17 protein-coding genes are annotated in these 23,346 nt (G+C 69.7%); 7 read left to right on the top strand and 10 right to left on the bottom strand.

Going from position 1 to position 23,346, the window contains the following annotated elements:
• Positions 1–53 precede the first annotated feature (53 nt).
• The 10 genes from asnB to N6L27_RS20430 form a co-directional block, all read right to left on the bottom strand.
• Positions 54–2,006 carry an asparagine synthase (glutamine-hydrolyzing) gene (asnB, locus tag N6L27_RS20475; protein WP_271909287.1) on the bottom strand — a complete coding sequence of 651 codons (1,953 nt, stop codon included), beginning with the start codon at positions 2,004–2,006 and terminating at the stop codon, positions 54–56.
• Positions 1,994–3,091, bottom strand: coding sequence for a glycosyltransferase (locus N6L27_RS20470; RefSeq protein ID WP_271909286.1), 1,098 nt, complete (start codon positions 3,089–3,091; stop codon positions 1,994–1,996). Before N6L27_RS20470 ends, asnB begins: the two co-directional genes overlap by 13 nt.
• Positions 3,088–3,945 carry a sulfotransferase family protein gene (locus tag N6L27_RS20465; protein ID WP_271909285.1) on the bottom strand — a complete coding sequence of 286 codons (858 nt, stop codon included), beginning with the start codon at positions 3,943–3,945 and terminating at the stop codon, positions 3,088–3,090. The genes N6L27_RS20470 and N6L27_RS20465 overlap by 4 nt, the downstream gene beginning before the upstream one ends.
• A complete protein-coding gene (locus tag N6L27_RS20460; protein WP_271909284.1) occupies positions 3,938–5,128 on the bottom strand; it encodes a glycosyltransferase family 4 protein in 1,191 nt (396 codons plus the stop codon). The genes N6L27_RS20465 and N6L27_RS20460 overlap by 8 nt, the downstream gene beginning before the upstream one ends.
• Positions 5,129–5,271: 143 nt before the next feature.
• Positions 5,272–6,516 carry an O-antigen ligase family protein gene (locus N6L27_RS20455; RefSeq protein WP_271909283.1) on the bottom strand — a complete coding sequence of 415 codons (1,245 nt, stop codon included), beginning with the start codon at positions 6,514–6,516 and terminating at the stop codon, positions 5,272–5,274.
• Positions 6,517–6,533: 17 nt separating this feature from the next.
• Positions 6,534–7,871 carry a lipopolysaccharide biosynthesis protein gene (locus N6L27_RS20450; RefSeq protein WP_271909282.1) on the bottom strand — a complete coding sequence of 446 codons (1,338 nt, stop codon included), beginning with the start codon at positions 7,869–7,871 and terminating at the stop codon, positions 6,534–6,536.
• Positions 7,868–9,250: a pectate lyase family protein gene (locus tag N6L27_RS20445; RefSeq protein ID WP_271909281.1), complete on the bottom strand. Its 1,383-nt coding sequence runs from the start codon at positions 9,248–9,250 to the stop codon at positions 7,868–7,870. The genes N6L27_RS20450 and N6L27_RS20445 overlap by 4 nt, the downstream gene beginning before the upstream one ends.
• A 14-nt stretch (positions 9,251–9,264) precedes the next feature.
• Positions 9,265–11,103 (bottom strand): hypothetical protein, encoded by a 1,839-nt coding sequence (locus N6L27_RS20440; protein ID WP_271909280.1) that lies wholly within the window; start codon positions 11,101–11,103, stop codon positions 9,265–9,267.
• Between the two features lie 140 nt (positions 11,104–11,243).
• Positions 11,244–12,407, bottom strand: a complete 1,164-nt coding sequence (locus N6L27_RS20435; protein WP_271909279.1) for a calcium-binding protein — start codon at positions 12,405–12,407, stop codon at positions 11,244–11,246.
• A 202-nt stretch (positions 12,408–12,609) separates the two neighbouring features.
• The gene (locus tag N6L27_RS20430; protein WP_271909278.1) at positions 12,610–14,526 is read right to left on the bottom strand and encodes a GumC family protein; all 1,917 of its coding nucleotides are present in this window, start codon (positions 14,524–14,526) and stop codon (positions 12,610–12,612) included.
• Positions 14,527–14,764: 238 nt separating this feature from the next.
• Here N6L27_RS20430 and N6L27_RS20425 point away from each other — a divergent pair, with 238 nt between their 5' ends.
• The 7 genes from N6L27_RS20425 (at position 14,765) to N6L27_RS20395 (ending at position 23,280) form a co-directional block, all read left to right on the top strand.
• Positions 14,765–15,169, top strand: coding sequence for an SxtJ family membrane protein (locus tag N6L27_RS20425; protein WP_271909277.1), 405 nt, complete (start codon positions 14,765–14,767; stop codon positions 15,167–15,169).
• A 31-nt stretch (positions 15,170–15,200) separates the two neighbouring features.
• Positions 15,201–15,350, top strand: coding sequence for a DUF5989 family protein (locus N6L27_RS20420; protein ID WP_260019163.1), 150 nt, complete (start codon positions 15,201–15,203; stop codon positions 15,348–15,350).
• Between the two features lie 4 nt (positions 15,351–15,354).
• Positions 15,355–17,190, top strand: coding sequence for a carbamoyltransferase family protein (locus tag N6L27_RS20415; RefSeq protein WP_271909276.1), 1,836 nt, complete (start codon positions 15,355–15,357; stop codon positions 17,188–17,190).
• Between the two features lie 42 nt (positions 17,191–17,232).
• Positions 17,233–18,588 carry a GDSL-type esterase/lipase family protein gene (locus N6L27_RS20410; protein WP_271909275.1) on the top strand — a complete coding sequence of 452 codons (1,356 nt, stop codon included), beginning with the start codon at positions 17,233–17,235 and terminating at the stop codon, positions 18,586–18,588.
• Positions 18,585–20,159, top strand: coding sequence for a carbamoyltransferase C-terminal domain-containing protein (locus N6L27_RS20405; protein WP_271909274.1), 1,575 nt, complete (start codon positions 18,585–18,587; stop codon positions 20,157–20,159). The genes N6L27_RS20410 and N6L27_RS20405 overlap by 4 nt, the downstream gene beginning before the upstream one ends.
• A gap of 227 nt (positions 20,160–20,386) precedes the next feature.
• On the top strand, positions 20,387–22,594 hold the full coding sequence (locus N6L27_RS20400) for a YjbH domain-containing protein (RefSeq protein ID WP_271909273.1): 2,208 nt from the start codon (positions 20,387–20,389) through the stop codon (positions 22,592–22,594).
• A complete protein-coding gene (locus N6L27_RS20395) occupies positions 22,591–23,280 on the top strand; it encodes a YjbF family lipoprotein (protein WP_271909272.1) in 690 nt (229 codons plus the stop codon). Before N6L27_RS20400 ends, N6L27_RS20395 begins: the two co-directional genes overlap by 4 nt.
• Positions 23,281–23,346: the final 66 nt, after the last annotated feature.

The raw sequence follows: 23,346 nt of genomic DNA, 5'->3' as shown, positions 1-23,346 counted from the left end.
GCTGTTCCTTTCCTGTTTCATCCCTGTCCTCACCCCTGTCTCCCCCGGTCCCGTCATGCCATCCAGCGCCGCAGCCAGAGATCCAGCATCAGCACCGCCCACAGATGGGCACCCCAGTTGCGCCGCCCCGACAGGTGCTCCTGCCAGCGCCGCCGCAGGAGCGCTGCATCCAGCTCATCCGCCACCGCGCCGCCGGTTTCGAACAGATCTGCGGCCCGCGCCCTCAGCGGTCCGCGCAGCCAGGCATTTTGGGGGATCGAAAACCCCTGTTTGGGGCGGTCGAACAGCTGCTGCGGCACCCGCCGCGCCAGCAGCTGCCGGAGTGCCGCCTTGCCGCCGCCGCCGTCAAAGCGCAGCGCGGCCGGCATCCGCCAGGCGGTCTCCACCACCCGGTAATCCAGCAGCGGCGCCCGCACCTCCAGCCCTTCCGCCATCGAGGCCCGGTCCACCTTCACCAGCACATCGCCGGGCAGATAGACCAGGGTGTCCAGCAGCATCATCAGCGCCGGCAGGCCAAGACCCTCAGGCAGGGCGCGGGCGGTGAAGGCCGCGGGCGGCCGGGCCGGGGCGGCGCGCATCACCGCATCCGGCGCCCACATCGAAAACTGCGCTTCATAGCGGCTGCGGAAATCCGGATGCGCCAGGATGGCGGCCAGCTTGCGCAGCCGGTCGGGGCTGGCTTCGCGGCGCAGATGCGGCGGCAGCCCTGCCCGCAGCGCCGCTGTCAGTCCCCGCATCAGCATCTCCGGGGCACCGGCCAGCATCCGGGCGGCCATTCCCGGCACCCGGCCGGCCAGCCGCTCGAACATCATCATCCGCCCGTAGCGCGCATAGCCGCCAAAGCTTTCATCGCCGCCGTCGCCCGACAGCGCCACCTTCAGATGCCCGCGGGCCAGCTGCGACACCAGCAGCGACGGCAGCTGCGAGGGATCGGCAAAGGGCTCGTCATAGACATCCGGCATCCGCTCCAGCAGATCCAGCGCCATGTGCGGCGTGGCGGTGACCTCATGGTGGTCGGTGCCGATATGGCGGGCCAGGGCGGCGGCATGATCAGCCTCGTTCACCTCCGCCTCGCCAAAGCGCACGGTGAAGCTCAGCACCGGGGTCTGCGACTGGGCCTGCATCATCGCCGTCACCAGGGTGGAATCGATGCCCCCCGACAGGAAGGCGCCCACCGGCACATCCGCCACCATGCGCTCGCCCACTGCCGTTTCCAGCTGCGCCTCCAGCGCCGCCAGCGCTGCGGCCGTGTCCGGGAACGGATCGGCCAGCCCCGCCGCCGCCGCGGCTTCGGCCCGCCAGTACGGCCGCGCCTGCGCCGCCAAAGCCCGGGCAGAGGGCGGCGGCGCAGCCAGGTCCAGCTCCAGCAGGTGGCCCGGCGGCAGTTTCACCGCCTCGCGGTAGATCGTTTGCGGCGCCGGGATGTAGCCGTAGCTGAGAAAGGCCGCCAGCGCCTGCCGGTCCAGCTGCGGCGCGGTGAATGCGGGGTGGGCGCGCAGCGCCTTCAGCTCCGAGCCGAACAGCAGCAGCCCGCCCTGCACCCCGATGTACAGCGGCTTCTTGCCCAGCCGGTCGCAGGCCAGGATCAGCCTGCGCGCCTGCCGGTCGTAAAGCGCCAGCGCAAACATGCCGTTGACCCGCTCCAGCGCCGCCTGCACCCCCCAGATCTCCGCCGCCGCCAGCAGCACCTCGGTATCGGAACTGCCGCGGAAGGCGGTGCCGCGCGCCGCCAGCTCCGTCCGCAGCGCCCGGTAGCCGTAGATCTCGCCGTTGAAGACCGCCATGTAGCGCCCCCCCGGCGACGCCATCGGCTGATCGCCGGTTTCGCTGAGATCGATGATGGCCAGCCGACGCTGGGCCAGCGCCACCCCGGCCTCCGGGTCCAGCCACAGCCCCTCTCCGTCGGGGCCGCGGTGGGCCAGGCTGGTGCTCATGGCCTGCAGCGCAGCGCGGGCGGGAACTGCTTCAAACGGGCCGAAGGCGGCAAAGCCGGTCACACCGCACATGGCAGGGCCTCCCCGTTCAGCACCGCATCAAAGGCGGCGGCAATGGCGGGCAGGGTATAACGCTCTTCCACCCGCGCCCGCGCCTTTTGCGCGGCGGCGGCGTAGCGCTCCGGGCTCCAGCCCGCCATCTCCGTCATTGCGGCGGCCAGCGCCGCCGGATCGCGCGGCGGCACCACCAGCCCGGAAGGGCCGGCCACCGCGGCGGCATCGCCGGTGTCAGTGGTGATCACCGGGCGGCAATGGCTCATCGCCTCGGCCAGCACATTCGGAAACCCCTCGGTGCGCGAGGACAGCACCAGCGCACCGATGCGGCGGTAGAACCCGTCCATATCCGCCAGCTCGCCGCAGAGTTCGATCCGCTCCGGCGGCAGGCCGCTCTGCGCCAGCAGATGGCGGATCTGCGGATTGCCGGCCTCCACATCCTCGCCCGCCGCCGCAAAGCGCAGCTCCGGGCAGCGCTGCAGGGCAAGGGCGGCGGCGGCAAAGAAGCAGCCGTGATCCTTCTGCGGGTGAAGCCGCGCCGCGATGCCGAACACCCGCGCCGGGCCGGGCTGCGGCTGCGCGGATGGCAGCGCGAACCCGTTCGGAATCATCAGCGCCCGGGCGGGCGCAAACCCGTAGGCGCCGTGCTGCTCCAGGGCGCGCTGCGAATTGTAGATGATGCCGGCCGCCTGTCCCGACAGGCGGCGCGACAGGCGCACCGCGGCACGGGTGCTGCGGCTCAAAGCCGCCGGATCGTCCAGCGCCTGGCGCACCGTCCAGTAGAGCGGCACCCGGCTGCCCGCCAGCCGGGCCGCCAGGGCGCCGATGGCCATGGCGTGGTACATCCAGCACAGGATGGCGCGCGGGCGGCGGCGGCGGATCAGCTGCGCCAGCTGCCAGGCGGCCCCCGGCATCGCCAGCGCCGAGCGCGCGCCCAGCGGCGCGTAAGAAACGCGGGGATTGTCCACCAGCGCAATGTTGCGCGGCGAGGCCTCGGTCAGCGGCACCACCAGGGCCGGCTCCCGGCTCTGCGCCAGCAGCCGCGCCAGCATGGTCTGGGCACCGCCATGGGAGGCAAAACTGGTGATCACATGCAGGATCATGCCCGGTGCGCCTCCTGTGCGCCCTGTGCATCCGGGGCACAGGCCCAGGCGCTCAGATCGCAGCCCATGAGCTGTTGCAGCAGCGCTGTGTCGCTGCGGTAGAAAGCGCGCATTTCCGCCGCCAGCGCCGCGGGCAGCGGCGGATAATCCACCGGCCGGGCCACCGCCGCCCGGATCTGGCGCAGCGGTGTGCGGTGGCGGATCCGGTCCAGCCAGGGCCGCGCCGGGCGCAGCAGCTGCCGCAGCCGCAGCGGCACCATGGGCGCGCTGCGGTCCTTCACCCGCCCCGCAGGCGGCGCGGGCAGGGCGCTCCGGCAGCCGATATGGGCCGCCAGCCGGGCCAGCTGCACCTGCGGATGGCGCACCGTCTCCTCATAGAGCAGCAGCAGAATCCGGCGGCGCGGAAACAGTGCCAGGAAGCGGTTCAGATGATGGCCGTAGAGCCCGTCCTGCAGGAAGCGCTCGCCCGCGGCGCGCTGCGGGTCCAGCCAGCGGATGATATCGCTGTCCGCCTCGCCGCGGCGCAGCAGCATGCAATAGTCGGAATAGGCGCGCGCCACCGGGTCGCGCAGCTGCACCGCCAGCCGCACCTGCGGGCAGGCCGCATGGATCCGGGCGGCGGCCTCCGGCGCGGTCAGATAGGTGTTGGATTTCTCGCCCAGAAGCTGCCCCGGCGCCCGCGGCGGGAATTGCGCCGCATACCAGTCCGGGCCGCGGCGGAACCCGCGCGAGAAATAATGCAGCTCAGGGTCCGGCATCACGATCTCCGGGCTCTGCTGCAGCGCCCGCTGCAGCCAGGTGGTGGCGCATTTGGCGCCGCCGATGATCAGGAAATCGGGGCGCGGCTCAGGCATTGGCCAGCCTCCCCGCCGGATCCTGCGGCAGCAGGCGGCGGTAGATTCCGCTGACCTCCGCCACATGGCGGGCGGTGCTGTACTGCGAAAGCGCCTCCTTGCGGGCGGCAGCGGTGATCCGTTCCTGCAGTGCCGGATCTGCCGCCAGCCGGGCCACCGGCGCGGCAAAGGCACCGGGGTCCTGCGGATCAACCAGGAACCCGGTGCCGCCATCGGTGATCGCTTCGGGGTTGCCGCCGTGGCGGGTGGCAATGACCGGCGTGCCCAGGAACATCGCCTCGATCAGGGTGCGGCCGAAAGGCTCGCTCAGTGCGGTGACCAGCAGCGCATCGAGCCCCGCCATGCAGGCCGCGATATCGCTGCGGAACCCCATCAGATGGACCTGTCCGCCCAGGCCAAGGGCCGCCGCGCGAGCTTCGCAGGCCGCATCCAGCCGCTGCTCCGGCTGCTCGGGGCGGCCGAACAGCAGCCCGTGCACCGGGCGCCCCGGCAGCGCCTCCTGCACCGCCCGCACCGCCTCGACAAAATGCAGCGGCCGCTTGCGGCTGTTCAGATTGCCGGCATAGCCCAGCAGCAGCGCTTCCGGCGGCAGTCCAAGCGCCTGCAGCAGCATGGCGCGGCACGCGCGGCGCTCCGGCGCGGGCTGCGGAAAATCGAAGGGGCTGCGCACCACCGACAGCTTGTGCGCCACCGGGCGCAGCGGCCGCGCCGGTTTGGAGAAATGCGAGACGCTGATGATATGGCCGGCAAACAGCGGCGCCAGCATGTTGACGCCAAAGGCCTGCGGATCCTGGCGGTGATGCCACAGAAACCTGCAGCCTTCCCGCCGCGCCGGCAGCATCCAGTTGGCATGCATGCGGCCTTCGTTGGTATGCACGATGTCCGGGCGGATCCGCCGCAGCGCCGCCCGCAGAGCCGGATAGCTGTGCCGGAAATAGGCCAGCACCCCGGCATCCCCCGGCCGCCGGTTGCGCCGCGCGCCCAGCAGCGGCACGTCCTCCAGAACCTCCACCGCCAGCCCCAGGCTGCGGGCATAGGCCCCGGGGGCGCCTTCCGCCTGATGCAGCAGCACATGCGGCTCATAGCAGCTGCGGTCCAGCGATGCGGCCAGTTTCAGTGCGGACACATGGCTGCCGCCCAGCACCGTATCGCCTGCAAAGGGAAACAGAACCCTGACCGCCACGAAACACCCCCGCTGCCCCGGCCGCGCCGCCCTCCGGGCGCGCGGGCGGAGCCAAACTCATCAACTGCAATCAACACCTAAGTGTAATCCGCTCCGCCCGCCCGTCCAGCCTGCCCGCCCAGCCTGCCGCCGGCCCGTTGCGCTCAATCGGGCGCCGTCCCGCCGCGGGCCGGATCCGGGGACAGGCTGGCAGCCAGGGCCAGCAGCCAGGGCACCAGCCAGAAACGGGCATAGAAATGGGTGATCCCGGTCAGCGCCAGGGCCAGCATCAGCACCGTGGCCAGGGTCAGCGCCGGCGACAGGGCCCGGTGCTGGTGCGCCCGCTCGTGCCAGCCCAGCCAGACGCCGGTCATCAGCAGTCCTGCCAGTCCCAGCAGCGACACCAGCCCGCCCTCTGCCAGGATCAGCAGATAGGCATTGTGCACCGGTGCCGAAAACCGGCTGACCATCCGGTACTGGTCGATGCCCAGCCCGCTCCAGATGGTGCCGTCGGCGATCCGCACCGCCTCCTGCATCAGCAGGAGGCGGTCGCCGAACGTGCCGGCCTCGGCCAGGTTGCCGCTGCGCAGCGCTCCCAGCACCCGCTGCTGGAAAGCCTCCGGCAGGAACAGTTCGCCCCAGAAATAGACCGCGATGCCCGCCACCGCCGCGAACAGCATCACCGCCGCCAGGATCCGCACCGCGCCCAGGCAGAGCGCAAACACAAGCAGCCCGGCCGCGGCCAGGAAAAAACCGGTATTGGAGGCCGTCAGCAGCAGCCCGTATCCCAGCACCGCCCAGGCCAGCAGCGCCAGCGCCGGCCCAATCGCCCCGGCCAGCCGCAGCCACAGCGTGAACAGGATGGCCAGCGCCGCCAGGGTGCCGGTGGCGTTGACCCGTTCGATCACTGACTTCAGCCGCCCGTTGGGAGAGACAAAGCGCCAGTCGTCCGGATGGAAATGCACATAATAGGCGCCATGGATCATCACCAGCACCAGCGACAGCACCAGCAGCTTGATCAGCAGCACGGTTTCCTGCCGCGTCCGCCGCAGCAGGACCATCGGCAGCAGCAGCAGTGAAAAACTGTACTGCAGGATCCCCTGGGCGCCATCCAGCGCATCGCCGTTCAGCACCGAGCCTGTCAGGAAACCCAGCAGCAGCAGGAACACCGAGCCGAACCAGATCCCGCCTGCCGCCCCCAGCGGCCGCAGCGGCAGCCGGCCGCGGGCCAGCATCACCGCAAAGCTGCACAGGGCAAAGACATCGCTCAGGGTGAAATAGGCCACGCCCAGGCGCCAGTAGTTGACCGGGGCCAGCATCACCGCGGCCGCCACCAGCGCAAATTCCAGGTGGCCCAGGGTGATGGCCCCGGCGGTTCCGGGCCGCGGCCGCCGCGCGGACAGCGGCACGGGCATCTCCCGGGGCCTCATGGCGCCGCCCCGCCGCTGCGCGGCCCCGGCCGCAGCAGAAGCCAGCCGTTGCCCGCGGTCAGAACCAGCCCCAGCACCAGATGCGCCAGCGCCGCCCCCAGCGGCCCGGCCAGCTGTATCAGCACTGCCAGCGCTGCCAGGAACAGGGCGCTGGCCGCCAGCGACATCCGCACCAGCCAGCTGTCACGGCCGCAGCTGAGCAGCGCATTGCCCAGCATCATCCCGGTCAGCAGCAGCACCGCCGCCGCCATCTGCACGCAGACCGCCGGGGCGGCCGCGGCAAACTCTGCGCCGAACAGCCGCGTCAGCAGCGGCGCCATGACCGGCGCCAGCAGTGCCAGCAGCAGCAGGCCGGAGGCCGCAATTGCGGCGCACAGCCCCAGCGCCAGCCGCCGCAGCCCGGCCGCGTCCCCGGCGGCCCATTTGCGGGCAAACTCCGGGTAGACCGCCTGATTGAGCGGGCGGCCCAGTTTCAGCGCCGCCTCGCCCAGCCGCCGCGCCAGATGGAAACTGCCCGCCGCCGCCGGACCGGCCAGCGCCGTCAGCAGGATCACGTCCAGCCGCTGCACGCTCTGGCGCAGGATCACGTTGATATTGGAATTCCACAGCAGCCGCAGCAGCCCCGGGTTTTCGCGCCGCAGCCCGGCCAGCGGCAGCTGCCGCAGGCTGCCGTGCCCGCCCCGGCGCAGCTGCCGCAGCGCCAGAACAAAGGCAGCCAGCCCGCTGGCCAGCCCCTCCAGCAGCGCAATCAGCAGGAACCCCCACAGCCCCAGCCCCGCCGCCCAGGCCGCCGCGCACAGCCCCAGCCGCACCGCCGCCACCGCCGCGTCCGCCTTGGCCAGCAGGTCGAAACGGTCCAGCACCCGCAGCACTGCCAGACCGGTGGGCCGCAGGTTCAGGAACAGCGCCAGCGCCAGCAGCATCAGATAGCTGCTGCCGTCAGGTCCCAGCTGCAGCCAGCCCGCCGCTGCAGGCGCCGCCGCCAGCGCTGCGCCGCCCGCCAGCACGCCGCCCGCCAGATCCGCCAGCAGCGAGAATTTCACCAGCCGCAGGAACCGCTGCTGCTGGCCTGCCTCCTGTGCCTCGACACCGAACCGCAGCACGCTTTGCCAGGGCTCCAGATGCAGAAGCCGGTTCACAATCCAGCCATAGGCCTGCGCCGCCGCCAGCACCCCAAGCCCCGCCGTGCCCAGGGCCCGGGCCGCAAAGGCAAGGCTGGCCAGCCCCAGAAGCGCACTCAGGATCTGCGCCGCCAGCACCCAGGAGGCATTGCGCACGATGCGGCGCAGCACCGGATGGCGCCCGCGGGCGCGGTCGGCCGTCCCGGCCTTCATTGCGGCACCGCCCGGTCGCCCGCCAGCTCGGCCAGCCAGGCCTCGATGTAGGGCAGGCCGCTGTGCGGATCCGCCGCCCAGGGGTCGGAGGGCACGGCCGGATCCAGCCCCGGCCGGGCGGCCTCCCACAGGTCCGGCAGCCCGTCGCCATCGCTGTCCGCCGGCGCCTGCGCCGGCGGCAGCTGCGGCCAGCCGCCGGCCTCTTCCGCCCGGTCCGCCACCCGGCCGCGGCAGTCCGCAGCCTCTGCCGCCGCCTGCGCATCCTGCGCGTCACGGGGCCGCGACGGCGTGCGGTCTCCGGCCCCGGCCAGAACCGCCTGCAGCACTTCCGCCGCAGGGATCAGAGGCGCCGAAGGCGGGTCCGGGGGAGCGGAAAGCAAGCGTTTCCGGGCTTCGGCGCCCCAAAGTTCCAGCGGCTGTGCGCGGCCGCAGCCCCGGCCGCGGTCCAGTGCCAGATTGTCCCAGGCCTGGATGTCCAGCGCATGATCCGGTTCAAAGGGAAAGGCCTCGGCCGCGGGCGGGCGCGGGCGGATGGTGCTGGGCCCGGCCAGCGCCAGATTGCCGGCATAGGTGATCCGGGTATCGCCATAGAGGTTGTAGAATTCCCCGAACTGGCTGACCGGATTGTAAAAGACATTGTTCAGCACCTCGACTGGGCCGGTGCCGGTGGCATTCACATCCGGATTGCGGTCGCGGTTGTGGGCAAACAGGTTGCGCCACAGCGTGACCCTGCCGCACTCCGGCCGGGGGCCGTCTCCGGAACAGATCAATGCGCCCTTGGAGTGGCGCCCCTTGGGATGGTTGGCCCGGTCCAGCCCCCAGGCCAGGATGCTGTTGGCCAGGGTGATATCCGCGGCCTGGGCGTTGGACACATGGATGTTGAACAGCTCGTCGGTGGCATACATCAGCGACAGATGGTCGAGATAGACCCGCTGCGCGTTCTCCACCGTCACCGCATCAACGCTGGGGCTGGGCCGGGACGGGGCGCCCGGGCGGATCTTCAGGAAACGGACCACCACATCATGGCTGTTCTTGATCACCACCGGGGTATTTGCGGCCTGGCCGAGGCGGATCTGGATGCCGCCGCCCGGCGCGGTCTGCCCGGCCAGATACAGGTCCGGCCCCAGCCTCAGCGGGCTGTCCAGGACGATGGTGCCGCCAACCGCAAAGATGCAGACCCGCGGGCTGCGGCCCTCGGCACAGGCGCGCAGGCTGCCGGGGCCATGGTCCGCCAGGCTCGTCACCTTGCGGATCTCGCCGCCGCGCCAGCCGGTGGCAAAGGCGCCATAGCCGGCGGCGCCGGGAAAAGCCGGCCGCGGATCCGCCGCGGCGGCGGCCGCAGCCAGGCTCAGGCAGAAAAAGCTGATCATCCCCCGCATTCTGCTGCTCCCGGCTATCCGCAATTCAGCACCCCCTGCAGCGGGGTGCCCGTATGCTCCATAACCTCCAGTGCCTGCAGCAGCGCCTGGCTGCCGGTATGGCGGTCGCGCACCACCAGAACAGTCTGCCCGGCGACCGGCGCCAAACGGGCGGCAACCGCGCTTTGCAGCACCGGCGGCGCCCAGTACAGGATGATGTCATACTCCCGCTGCAGCCGGGTCAGCGCAGCCCTTGTGTCAGGGCTGGCGGCAAGGTTCAGCGGCACCTGCGAGCCCGCCGCGGGCAGCAGCACGTCGATCCACTCTGCCGCCACGCTGACCTCCCGCGCCAGCAGCGCCGGGTCTTCCAGCAGGTCTTCGAACAGATGCGGTGAGGGCTGCAGCCCCTGCAGCAGCGGCAGTTGCCGGACCGGGTCCGCGTCCAGGCAGACCAGCAGCACCCGGTGCCCCTCGCTGGCGGCAGAGGCCGCCAGGCACAGGGCCACCAGCCCATGCCCGCTGCCGGGCTGGGCGGCGGTGACCGTGAAGCTCAGGCCCGGCTGCGGTTCCTGGTCCCCGGTGCCGCTGCGGCACAGCAGCGACAGGAGATGCCGGACCGCCTCGGCGGCGGCAGCGGCGGGCGTGCGCCGCGCCAGCAGCGCGGACAGCACGGGCAGGCTGCGCCGGGCCGGCCGCGGAATGGCCGGAAACGGCACGCTGCCCCGCAGGCCGTAGCCGTGCAGCGGCATCCGGCCGGAAAAGACCCGGCTGTCCAGCGCCTCGCGCAGCAGCACCGCCACCAGCGCCAGCGCCAGGCCGCCGGTAAAACTGCCCGCCAGCACCGTCCGGTAACTGGGCAGATTGGGTTGCGGCGGCACCACCGCCCGGGAAATCTGCCGCGCCAGCGGCAGCAGCAGCCCGGCCTGGGTGCCCAGGTCATGCAGCTGCCGCTGCAGCGCCGCATGGCTCTCGCTGAGATCCGCCAGGCGGCGTTCCATTGTCTTGCGCGTCTGTTCGGCCCGTGTCCGGGTCTCCAGCGCGCCGGCCAGCCTGGACAGCTCCGCCCCAAGCACCGCCCGCGCATCGCCGTCTTCCGGCGTTTCCTGCTCCAGATACTCCAGCTGCAGATAGGCCTGCCGCAATTGCAGCAGCAACTGCTGCTGCTGCTGGCGGCTGTCCAGCGCATTGGAGCGCACCAGCCCCGACAGCGCCTCCTCCGCCTCTGCCAGGCTGGCCTCCAGCCCGGCAATCCGCTGCTCCAGCGCCGCCGCCGCCCGGGCTGCCTGCGCGCGGCGGGTTTCCAGGGTCTGCGCCACATAGGTCTGCACCACCCCGTCGGCAATCCGCGCGGCCCGGGCGCCGTCGCTGTCGCGCGCCAGCACCGTGATCGTCAGGCTGCCCCGGTGCAGCAGCACCGAATACCGCTCCTGCAGCTGCGCCGCCACCGCTGCCTGCACCCTGTCCGGCGGCACCGGCGCCGCGCCGGGAGCTGCGGAATAGGGATTGAAGGCCGGGTCCTGCGCCAGCCCCATGCGGGCCGCTGCCTCTGCCGCAAAGCTGCGCGAGCGCAAGACCTCCACCTCGGTCATAATCTGCACCGGTGTCAGCCGGTGCTGGCGCACCTGGGACAGCCCGCTGTCGATGGTCCGGCTGCTCTGTTCCAGCACCAGGGTGGCCTCGGCCAGGTACTGCGGGCCGCTGCGGTACAGCGCCCAGGCCGCCAGCCCCATCACAGCGGCCAGCACCGCCGCCGCCAGCGGCAGGTTGCGCTGCAGCACCGCCGCGGCGCCGCCCAGGCCGATCCGGGCCTCCGGGCGGCCTGACGGCGTCGGCGGCAGCTCCTGGGCTGCAGGGAAAGGGCTGGGCGCGGACAAACTCGTAACACTCTCCGTTGTCTGAAACCGCCGGCTGCAGCAGCCGGCCGGACAGGCCCGGAAGACGCGTCAGAGAAACCGGGTCAGGCCATGCCTCTCCCGCAATGGTAGTGTAAAAAAGCCATCCGGCTACGCCCCGGTCAGCTGAGGATGAAGTCGCTGGCGCTGAAATCGGCCGCATCCAGGCTGCCGTCGCGGTCACGGACCAGGATTTCGAAGGCGTAGCCGCCGCCGGTCACCACATCAAGCATCACGTCGCCGGAAGCCAGATCGCGGGCATAGACCGTGCCGGCCGCGCCGCCGGGCGCATAGGCGGTCATGCCGTTCTTCTCGATGATGATGCGGTCGAGACCGTCCTGGTAGTCCTCAAGCGTGTCATTGCCGTTCTGCACCCGGGCGCCCTTGAAGGCAAACCAGTCGGCATCGGCACCGCCCCAGATCCGGTCGCTGCCCTGGCCCGCGATGATGGTGTCCCGGCCGCTGCCGCCGAAGATCCGGGTGGCCCCGGTGCCGGTGTAGATCAGATCATCGCCGTCCCCGGCCCAAATGAGGTCATTGCCATCCTCGGAACTGATCACGTCGTTGCCGGTGCCGCCGGACAGCGTGTCATCGCCCTGGCCCGAGCTCAGGCTGTCGTTGCCGCTGCCGCCAAACAGCCGGTCGTTGCCGACCTCGCTGTCCAGCACATCATTGCCGCTGCCGCCATACAGATAGTTGTTGCCGTCACCGCCGTCGACGCTGTCATTGCCGGTGCCGCCATAGACCCAGTCATCGCCGGCCTGGCCCTTGAGCTTGTCGTCGCCGCCCTGGCCGTAGATGGTGTCATGGCCGGCCCCGCCGCTCACAGACTGGGTGATCAGCACCCCGGTCACCGGATCCGGTTCATTGGAAAACCCGTCATTGCCGGCTCCGGCATAAATCAGGTCATTGCCGTAGCCGCCCTGGATATAATCCTGGCCGCCGCCGCCATAAATGGTGTCGTCGCCGCCATCCGCGAGGATCCGGTCGTAGAGACTGCCGCCCTTGATCAGGTCGTTGCCGTCGCCGCCCTCGATGACATTGTAGCCATCGCCGCCATAGAGGCTGTCATTGCCATCGCCGCCTTCCAGGCTGTCGTTGCCGCTGCCGCCGTAAATCCGGTCGCGGCCCGGCCCGCCCTTGAAGAAATCATCGCCCCCGCCGCCGTAAAGCGTGTCGTTGCCTTCACCGCCTTCCAGGGTGTCATTGCCCAGATAGGCGGCAATGAGATCCCCCAGCGCGCTGCCCCGGAGCCGCTCGCTGGCGTCCGTTCCGTAAATTTTCATGCCTGCTCCATTCCGGAAATCTGCCTGTTCTTCCCTTGGCGCGGGCGCAAGCCGGGGGCCAGCGCCTTGTGCCCGGGCCGCCGGAACCGGATGATTTCCGCCCATCGGGGCGGTGCCGGGCGGCAAGAACCTGCCCTTTCGGGGCGGCAGCCTGGCTGTTCCGGCCTCGGGCAGCTGCCCTGAAACGGTTCCGGCTCAGGCCCTAGCCGCTGCCATAGCCGGCATAATAGCCGCCGTAGTAGGTGCCGTAGCCATAGCGCTGGTAGCGCGCCGGATCGACGCCCGCGAGGACAGTGCCGCTGGCGGGCACCCGGTTCATGCTCAGCAGCCCGGCAGCGTTCTCCAGCGCCTCCTCGGTGGTCCTGCCCCAATGGGCCAGCAGCAGCACCGTGTCGGCCAGCCCCGCCACCCGGACCGCATCCTGGGTCAGCAGAACCGGCGGCGTGTCCAGCAGGATCAGGTCATAGATGCTGCGCAGCATGGCCATCGACCGGGACGCTTCCGCCCCGGCCGGCATCTCGCGCGGGATCGCCGCGTTGTGCTTGAAATTCAAGAGATCCACCCCCGGGGCCACCCCGTCCCGCAGCACCTTGCGGCTGACCTGGCTGCTTTTGCTCCAGACCCCGGCCGGCAGCTGCGGCGAGGCTTTCTGCCCGGCCATCCGGGTCACCCCGTGCTTGTAGACGTCGAAATCGATCAGCAGCACCTTCTCGCCTTCCTGTGCCGCGGCCAGCGCCAGCGACAGCGCCAGCGTCGATTTGCCCTCATCCGCCAGCGCCGAGGTCACCGCCACCACCGGAGCGCTGCCGGCCGCGCGGGTGCCGGACAGCAGGGTCAGCAGCCCGCGCATGGATTCCGTATAGGCGTTGCGCGGGTGCTCCTGGCAATGGCGGATCAGCGCCCCGGGCCGGTTCAGCCCGCGTGCCTCGAGCCGCGGCACCACCGCCAGATTGGGCAGTCCGGTCACAGTCTCTGCGTGGCTGCCGATCCAGATCCGCCGGTCGGTGAGCTCACACAGGAACGCCACCCCGCCCGCCAGCGCGACCCCGCCCAGAAACCCCGCCGCCAGGATCAGCGGCCGGTTCGGGAAGGCCGGAGCAGAGGGCACATCCGCCCGGGTGATCTGCCGGGCGCCCGGTGTCAGGATGTCGATCTGCGCCTCCAGCGTGTTGCGGCGCTCGGCAAAGGTCTGGTAGCGCGCCACCTCGGCATCAAACTGGCGCTGCAGGTTCAGCAGGGTCAGCTCCGCCCGGGTGCGCCGGTTCAGCTCCCCCTGCAGCGCCTCATGGCGCGCCTGCAGCTCCGCACTGCGGCCGCTTTGCCCGGCCAGTGCGATCCGGGCCGCCAGCCGCTGCAGCTCGCCCTGCATTTCCGCGGTCCGGTCCGGATCGTCGAGCTGATTCTCGCGGATGAAGGCGGCAATGCGGATCTCGCTCTGCGCCAGCTCTTCGTTCAGCGCCGCGATGCGGCGGCCCAGGAACTCCACCGAAGCACGCACCTCGGCCCGGCGGGTCTCCAGCGAGCCTGCGATATAACGCTCTGCCACCGCATTGGCGATATCCGCCGCCTGCTGCGCGGAGCCTGACCGGGTCAGGATGTCGATCGCCAGGCTGTCGCCGCGCCGGGCCACGGTGATGACGGACTGCAGCGCCGCAGTGACTGCTGCCCGCTGCATCTCAGGCGATGCCGCGCCCGCATCCCCCGCCGCTGATGTTCCGTCCGCAGCCTGTGCCAGATAGGGGTTGAATGCCGGATCCTGCTGCAGCCCCAGCCGCCCGGCCACATCCTCCAGGAACGCATTGGACCGCAGGTAATCCAGCTCGGTCTCGATCTGGTAGCGCGACAGGGCCTCGCTCTCCAGCACCTGCTGCGCGGCACTGACCCGGATGTCAGCCTGGGTCAGCACGATGGTGGCCCGGGCGGTATAGCGTTCGGGAATATATTCCAGCAGCAGCCAGGCGCCGCCGGTGCAGGCCGAGATCAGCAGCAGCATCAGCCAGAGGTAGCGGCGCAGCCAGCTGACGAACATCGCAAAGCTGAGCCGCAGGCCTGCATTGGGGCGGGCGGGCGGACGGCGCGCGGGCCCGGTCTGGGAAGACGTCTCGTTCAAAATGTTCAACTCAGCACTCTCCGCAGCATGACGCGTTTCCCTGCAACGCCCGGGCGGGCTGCTGCGCCGGCAGAACCATGCCCTGGAAGCAGGACCCTTTGGTCCTGGCCTTAAGAGACTAGCGTGGGGCCGGGCCTTCTCAAGCGCAAAGGCCGCCTGCCGCCCGGCGCCACCGGGGCCCGGCCTTGCTGCGCTGTCTTTCCCCGCTATATCAAACAGAGTTAAAGGTTTTCAGGTGGTCGGGGGTATGGCCGATTTTCACGCCAATGTGCCGGTCCAGAACGGCTCAGAGCGCAGTTTTGGCATCGTTTTTGCAGTGGTTTTCGGGCTGATCGGCCTGTGGCCGCTGCTGTCCGGCGGCGGTGTCCGGCTGCTGTTCCTGCTCATTGCGGCGGTCTTTCTGGTTCTGGCCTTTGCAGCGCCGGCCGTGCTGCGCGGCCCGAACCGGCTGTGGTTCAGGTTCGGCATGCTTCTCGGAGCCATTGTTGCGCCGCTGGTCATGGCGCTGACCTTTCTGGCGGCCTTTGTGCCGATGGGCCTGCTGCTGCGGCTGCGGGGCAAGGATCTGCTGGCGCTCAAGCTGGAGCCGGAGGCCGAAAGCTACTGGATCGAGAGAGAGGCGCCGCCGAACAGCATGAAGCGCCAGTTTTAACGGTTATGGGTAAACGGGGGGAGCCTTATCCATGTCATTTGTGTCCGAGATCTGGCTGTTCCTGCGGCAGCGCAAGAAATTCTGGCTGCTGCCGATCCTGATCGTGCTGAGCCTGTTCGGCGCGCTGATCGTGCTCAGCCAGGGCTCCGCGGTGGCGCCCTTCATCTACACGCTGTTCTGATCCCATGACCTATCTGCTGGGGATTTCGGCACTCTATCATGACAGTGCAGCGGCGCTGCTGCGCGACGGCGGGATTGTTGCCGCTGCCCAGGAGGAGCGCTTCACCCGCCGCAAGCATGACCCGGGCTTTCCCGCCCATGCCATTGCCTATGTGCTCAAGGAGGCGGGCATCACCCTGGACCAGGTGGATCACGCGGTGTTCTACGACAAGCCGTTCCTGAAATTCGAACGGCTGCTGGAAACCTATCTTGCAGTGGCGCCGAAGGGGTTCAACTCCTTCCGCATGGCGATGCCGGTCTGGCTGCGCGAGAAACTGTTCCTGAAGGATCTGCTGACCAAGGAGCTGCGCCGCTGCGATGCCGGGTTCAGCGATGAAAAGCTGCTGTTTGCCGAACACCACATGAGCCACGCCGCCAGCGCCTTTTACCCCTCGCCCTTCGAGGAGGCGGTGGTGCTGACGCTGGACGGGGTCGGCGAATGGGCCACCACCACCGTCGCCATCGGCCGCGGCCATGATCTGAAGATGGTGAAGGAGCTGCATTTCCCGCATTCGCTGGGGCTGCTCTATTCCGCCTTCACCTATTACACCGGCTTCAAGGTGAACTCCGGCGAGTACAAGCTGATGGGGCTGGCCCCCTATGGCGAGCCGCGGTTCTATGATCTGATCCTCGATCATCTGGTCGATCTCAAGGCGGACGGGTCGTTCCGGCTGAACCAGGCCTATTTCAACTACATCTCCGGCCTCACCATGACCGCGCCGGCGTTGGAAAAACTGTTCGGCGCGCCGGTGCGCAAGCCGGAAACCGATCCGCTGACCCAGTTCCACATGGATGTGGCCGCCTCGATCCAGAAGGTGACCGAGGAGATCGTGCTGCGGATGACCCGCAGCCTGGCGCAGGAATACGGCATTCCCAATCTCTGCATGGCCGGCGGCGTGGCGCTCAATTGCGTGGCCAACGGCAGGATCCTGCGCGATGGCGCCTTTGAAAACCTCTGGGTGCAGCCCGCGGCAGGTGATGCCGGCGGCGCCCTGGGGGCCGCCTATGCCGCCTGGCACCAGGAACTGCAGCAGCCGCGCCGGGTCAATGGCTGCGACGCCATGCGCGGTGCCTATCTGGGGCCGCAGTTTGCCGACAGCGAAGTGGCGGACGGGCTCAGCGCCGCCGGCGCCCGCTTCACCACCCACAGCAGGGACGAGCTGACCGGCCTGACCGCGCAGGCGCTGGCCGAGGGCAAGGCGGTGGGCTGGTTCCAGGGGCGGATGGAATTCGGGCCGCGGGCGCTTGGCGGCCGCTCGATTCTGGGCGATCCGCGCTCGCCTTCGATGCAGAAGATCCTGAACCTCAAGGTCAAGTACCGTGAAAGCTTCCGCCCGTTTGCGCCCTCGGTTCTGGCCGAGGACGCAGGCAGCTGGTTCGAACTGGACAGCTGCAGCCCTTACATGCTGCTGGTGGCCGGGGTGCAGCCCGGGCGGCGGCGGCAGATGAGCGCCGAGGAGGAGGCGCTGTTCGGCATCGACAAGCTGAACGTGGCGCGTTCGGAGATCCCGGCGGTGACCCATGTGGATTATTCCGCCCGGGTGCAGACGGTGCATGCGGAGACCAACCCGGACTACCATGCGCTGATTTCCCGCTTCAAGGCGCTCACCGGCTGCCCGCTGGTGGTCAACACCTCCTTTAACGTGCGCGGCGAGCCGATCGTCTGCACCCCCGAAGACGCCTTCCGCTGCTTCATGGGCACCGAAATGGACCTGCTGGCTGCGGGCAACTGCCTGCTGCGCAAGGAGGACCAGGACCCGGCCCTGCGGGAGAATTACGAAACCAAATACGAACTGGACTGACCGGCGCCGGCAAGCCCATTACGGCAGGCAAGGAGACGCAGCATGGCACAGATATCCGCAGGGCAGGGAGGCGCCGGACGGCTGCTGTGCCTGATCCCGGCGGTCTATTTCCTGGCCATTGCCGCTTATGCGCTGCTGCATCCGGAGCATTTCACGGCCGGGCTGCCCCGCTTCCTGCGCTATGTGGCGGTGCCCGGCGCGCTGGCGCTCGTCCTCGCCGCCGCCGCCTTCCGGCTGCCCGCTGCCGCCCGGCTGATAACCGGGCTCACCACGGTTTCGGTGCTGGCGGCTCTGTTCCTGTTCGAGGCCTGGCTGACCCTGCTTCACCTGCCCGCCCAGGCCGGAATGCTGGGGCTGGGCAGCAGAACGGCAGATACCGTGCCCTATCAGCGCAGCCTGCCGCCGGCCTATACATTCAAAGCCCTGAACGAAGAGCTCGGCACCGCCCGGCTGGAGGCGGCGGTGCTGGAAGGCCGGCCCGGCGCGCCGGTCTACCTGTGCAGCCGGGCCGGCGGGCCGGTCACCTACCGCTCCGGCCGCTTCGGGTTCCGCAACCCGGACCCCGGCGGCACCCCGGCCCGGCCGGCCCCTCTGCTGCTCCTGGGCGACTCCTTTGCCGAGGGCATGTGCCTGCCCGACGGCGAGGATCTGGCCAGCCGCCTGCGGCAGCGCTTTCCCGGCCTGGTCAATTCCGGCACCCGCGGCGCCGGGCCGCTCTACGAGCTGGCGGTGCTGGGCCGCTACGGGCCGCTGCTGCAGCCGCGGCTCACCGTGATGGCCTTCTTTTCCGGCAACGACTGGACCAATCTGGAGCGCGAAGCCGCCTTGCCCTGGCTGGCCGAAGCCCTGCAGGAAGACGCCCGCTTCGGCCCGGCGGGCAGCCCGGAGCGCCAGGCCGAAGCGGAACCGGTGATCCGGGGCTGGTGGCAGCAGAGCCGCCCGCCTCTGCTGGAATACGCCAGCCGCCGGAAGTTCCTGCGCAACTTCCTCGCGCTGCAGAAAACAGCCGCGGTGCTTGGACTGCATTACCCGCAGGCAGCGCAGCCGATGCCGCTTTATGATGCGGTGCTGCAGCGGGCGGCCGGCATCACGGCGCAGTGGGACGGTGAGCTGGTGGTGGTGTTCATTCCGGAGGTCAACCGCTTCCACGGGCTGTTCCGCAGCGGCTCCGTGCATGATCCGCTGCGCCGGATCGTGGCGCAGTCGGCGGCCCGGGCCGGGCTGCGGATGATCGATCTCACCGAGGGGTTTGAAGCCAGCCCCGATCCCCGGGCGCTTTATGCGCCCGATGCGCATTTCAGCGCCGCCGGCGCGGAACTGGCGGCGCAGATCATTGCCCGTGAGACCGGCGCCGGAACAGAAACCGCCGCCCGGCAGGGAAAGGGAAACCGGCCATGAAGATCCTGTCATTCAAATCCGGACATGACGGCACCGTTGCCGGGGCGGATGCCGCCCGCGGCCAGCTGCTGTTTTCCTATGAGGCGGAAAAGGACAGCCACCCGCGCGCCGCGCCGGTCACCCCGGACACTTTCATCGACGCGGGCCTCTGGTTCAAGGAACTGCCCGACGTGCTGGCGCTCAGCGGCTGGTCCGGCACCGGCCGCACCCATGCCACCAGCGCCGGTGCCGGCTATTTCGGCACCGGGCCGGGCTCCGAGCGGATCGGCAAGAAGACCTTCTTCGGCAAGACGCTGGACTATTATTCCTCCACCCATGAGCGCGCCCATATCTGGAGCGCCTATGCGCTGTCGCCCTTCCCGCAGGGCGAGCCCTGCTACGTGCTGGTCTGGGAAGGCGTGCTGGGGGATTTCTACGAGATCACCGCGGATCTGGAGATCCGCCATCTGGGCCGGGTGATGGAGGCACCCGGCGCCCGCTTCGCGGCTCTCTACGGGCTGGCGGATCCCGCCTTTCAGCTGCCGCCCGGACAGCAGCGGCGGCAGGATCCCGGGCGGCTGATGGCCGCCGCCGCCCTGGGCCGCAACGGTGCGGCGGATACGCAGGAACAGGCACTGATCACCCATCTGCTGGAGGCGCCGCTGGAGCAGGCGCTGGACAAGGTGCGGCTGGCCGCCTCGCCGCTCTGCAATGCCGGCATCCAAAGCCAGGCGCTGCGCGACATGGCGGTGAAACTGCAGGATGCGCTGTTCCGCCGGTTTCACGATTTCGCGGCACATACCCTCACCAAGGGCTATCCGCTGCTGATTTCCGGCGGCTGCGGCCTCAACTGCGGCTGGAACAGCCGCTGGCGCGAATGCGGCCTGTTCCAGGATGTCTTTGTGCCGCCCTGCACCGGCGATTCCGGCTGCGCCATCGGCACGGCGGCGGATGCCATGCGCCATTTCACCGGCCGCGCCAAGCTGGACTGGAGCGTCTATTGCGGCCAGCCTTTCCTGGACGACCGGGCGGCGATGAACGGGGAGCTGAACGGCGCCCGGATGGAAGAGCTGAAGCTGGAGACCGTGGCGCAGGCGCTTCTGGAGGGCAAAGTCATTGGCTGGGCCCGCGGCAATTGCGAAATCGGCCCGCGCGCCCTTGGCAACCGCTCGATTCTGGCCGCCCCCTTCGAGGCGTCCATGCGGGTGCGGCTGAACCGCATCAAGGGCCGCACTAACGACAGCCCGGTGGCCCCCGCCTGCCTGGAAGAGGACGCCGCGCGGCATTTCAGCGGCCCGCTGCCCGCGCCGCATATGCTGGATTTCCACCAGGTTACCGACCCGCGGCTGCAGGCGGTCACCCATGCCGACGGCTCGGCCCGGCTGCAAACCGTCAGCCGCAGCCAGAACCCGGCGTTCCACGATCTGCTGACCGCCTTCAAGGCGCTGTCGGGGACTGGCGTGCTGTGCAATACCTCGCTGAATTTCCCGGATGCGGGCTTCATCAACAAGACCAGCGACCTTTGCCATTACGCCCGCTCCGCAGGCCTCGACGGCTTTGTGGCCGGCAACAGCTGCTACTGGTTCGGCTGACCGGCCCGCGGCCGGCGGCACAAGGAAGCCGGAGGGCAGAGGCGGAACTGCGGCCCGGACTGCGGCCGGAACTGCGGCCTGCGGGCTGCACCGCCGGCAAAAGCGCAGCCGCCGGCACCGCAGCAATTGATCCGGCCCGGCCATCCATGCTCTAAGCGGGGCAGCAAATAACACGTCCGGGGCCGCAGCACCCGGCAGCAGGCAGTTCCGAGAAGGCAGGTTTCCCCGTGACCCCGATCAAGACCCTTGTGCGCAGGACCGTTCCGGCAATGCTGCTGTGCCTGGCCGCCGCTCCTGGCCCGGCGCAGCCGCCGCAGGCAGCGCCGGAAACCGGGCCGGGATCCGCCGCCGCGGCGCCGCGGCTGAAGCCGCTGCCGCCCCCCAGCCTCAACTTCTACGGCTCCCCCGGTCTGATTGACCTGCCAAGCGCCGAGATGCTGCCGGACGGCCAGTATGCGGTCACCTATTCCTGGTTTGCCGGCATCTCCCGCTACAACATGACCTTCCAGGCGCTGCCCTGGCTGTCGGCCAGCTTCCGCTACAACGGCATCCAGGACCTGAACCTGTTCGGCTTCAGCACCTATTACGACCGCGGCTTCGACGTGCGCGCCCGGCTCTGGCGCGAGCGCCGCTGGCTGCCCGAGGTCACCCTCGGCCTGCAGGATTTCGCCGGCACCGGGGTCTATGCGGCAGAGTATTTCGTCGCCACCAAACGGTTCGAAGCCGCCGCCCTGGGCTGGGGCAGGGGCCCCGGGCGGCTGAAGCTCACCGGCGGATTGGGCTGGGGGCGGCTTGGCAGCAACGGCGGCATCGCCACCACCGGCGGCACCCGCCCCGGTTTCGTGGGCGGCGACACCGGCGGCGAGCTGGCCACCGACCAGTGGTTCCGCGGCACGGTGTCCCCCTTTGCAGGCTTTGAATGGCAGCCGGACGAGCGCTGGAGCTTCAAGGCGGAATATTCCACCGATGCCTATGTGACCGAAACCCGCGATTCTGATGTGTTCGAGCACAAGTCGGCCGCGAACTTCGGGGTCGAATACCAGCACTCGGAGCGGCTGCGCCTGGGTGCCTATTACCTCTACGGCTCGGAGTTCGGCCTCACCGCCCAGATCCAGCTCAACCCCAAGCACCCGCCGACACCGATGGCGGTGCCCGCACCGCATCCGGTTGTACCGCGCAGCCATTGGGCCACCGAACAGGCGCACTGGAGCCGGGACTGGGCCGCCAGCGAGACCAAGCAGCGCCAGATCCGCGACCTGGCAGCAGAGGCGCTGAAGGCGGACGGGCTGGTGCTGGAGGCGATCACCCTCGAGGGCACCCGGGCCGAACTGCGCTACCGCAACCCGCGCTACCGCTCGGCGGGGCAGGCGGCCGGCCGCGCCGCCCGCGCCCTGGCGCAGACGCTGCCGCCCTCGGTGGAGACCTTCCGCCTGGTGCCGGTGCACCGCGGCACCGGCCTCGCGGCGGCCGAGATCCGCCGCTCCGACCTGGAGGCGCTGGAGTTCGACCCCGATGCCCCGGACGCGCTGTTTGCTGCAACCGGGATCAGCGAAGCCGGGCCGCTGCCGCCGGATGCGGTGTTCTCAGCAGAGCTGTACCCGGCTTTCGCCACCTCAGTGAGCCCCTATACCAAACCGGCCTATTTCGACCCGGAGCAGCCGTTCCGGATCGATGCGGGCCTGGATTTCGCCGCCTCCTATTCGCCCGCGCCCGGCTGGCGCATCGCCGGCGCCATCCGCCAGCGGCTGGCCGGCAACGTGAAGAACGGCCGCGCCTCCAACTCGGTGCTGCCGCATGTGCGCACCGACCAGGTGGAATATGCCCAGTTCGGAACCACCCTGGAAAACCTCTATGTCAGCCGCCTGTGGAAGCCGGGCCGCAATCTCTATGCCCGCGCCAGCGCCGGCCTGTTCGAGAGCATGTACGGCGGCATCTCCGGCGAGGTGCTGTGGAAGCCGGTGAACAGCCGCCTCGGCCTGGGCATGGATCTGAACTATGTGGTGCAGCGCGATTTCGACCAGCGGTTTTCCTTCCGTGACTACCGGGTGCTGACCGGCCATGCCTCTGCCTATTACGAGCTGGACCGCGGCTACCAGCTGCAGGTGGATGCGGGCCGCTACCTGGCCGGCGATTACGGCGGCACCTTCAGCCTGAACCGGGAATTCGACAACGGCTTCCTGGTCGGCGCCTTCTTCACCCTCACCAATGTCTCCGCCGAGGATTTCGGCGAGGGCTCCTTTGACAAGGGCTTCCGCTTCAGCATTCCGGTGGACTGGCTCCTGGGCAAGCCGTCGCGCTCCAGCTTCGGCCTGACCATCCGCCCGACCCAGCGCGACGGCGGCCAGAAGGTGGTGGTGCCGGACCGGCTCTATGCTCCGGTGCGCGCGGCCCACCGCCGCAGCCTGGAAGAACAGCGCGCGAGGTTCTGGGAATGACGCTGATCCGAGTGACCGCTGCCCTGCTGGCAGCCGCCCTGCTGCTGGGCGGCTGCGCCCGCGGCCCCGAGCAAAAGCCGGGCGAACTGGAAGTGCTGCAGGCGGTGGGGGAACAGATCAGCCGCCGCCGCAAGCCGGCGCCGCCCGCCGCACCGCTGACCCGGGCGCTCTTGGACCAGCAGCCGCAGAACTACATCGAAGTCACCATCGAGAACCGCGATGCCAAGGCCTATCTGACCCGCGTTCTGGAGCGCCGCGACAGCCATCCCGGCACCATCGAGGTCTGGCGCACCCAGGACAATGTCTCGCTTGCCTTCCGGCAGGGCATGGTGATTGCCACCCGCGGCCTCGGCGGCGGCCTGCTGTCGGCTGAGGTGCCGGCTGCAAAGGGCGTTGGCGGCCCGGCCCGCGGCGGCGCCCGGCGCTACAGCTTGCGTGCCGACGGCAACGGCCAGAGGGTGGTGAACATGGCCTGCAGGCTGCACGACCTGGGCCCGGAGACGGTGGAGATTGTCGAAATCACCCGCCCCGTCCGCCATCTGCAGGAATACTGCGAGGGCGCCGGCGGGGTGGTGGTCAACGATTACTGGGTTGATTCGCGCCCGGGGCGCGCCCTGGTCTGGCAGTCGCGGCAATGGGCCGGGGCAGAGACCGGCTATGTGCGGATCCGCCATCTGCAGCGCTGAGGCAGCCCGGATTTCCTGCCCCGGCCTGCCGCCCCGCGCTCGCGGCTTTGCCGCAACGAACGGAAA

Origin of the sequence: Leisingera sp. SS27 (assembly GCF_028368855.1) — a bacterium.
Classification (GTDB): domain Bacteria; phylum Pseudomonadota; class Alphaproteobacteria; order Rhodobacterales; family Rhodobacteraceae; genus Leisingera.
Note: the sequence above shows the minus strand (reverse complement) of the source record. Positions and strands in the feature narration are given on the sequence as shown.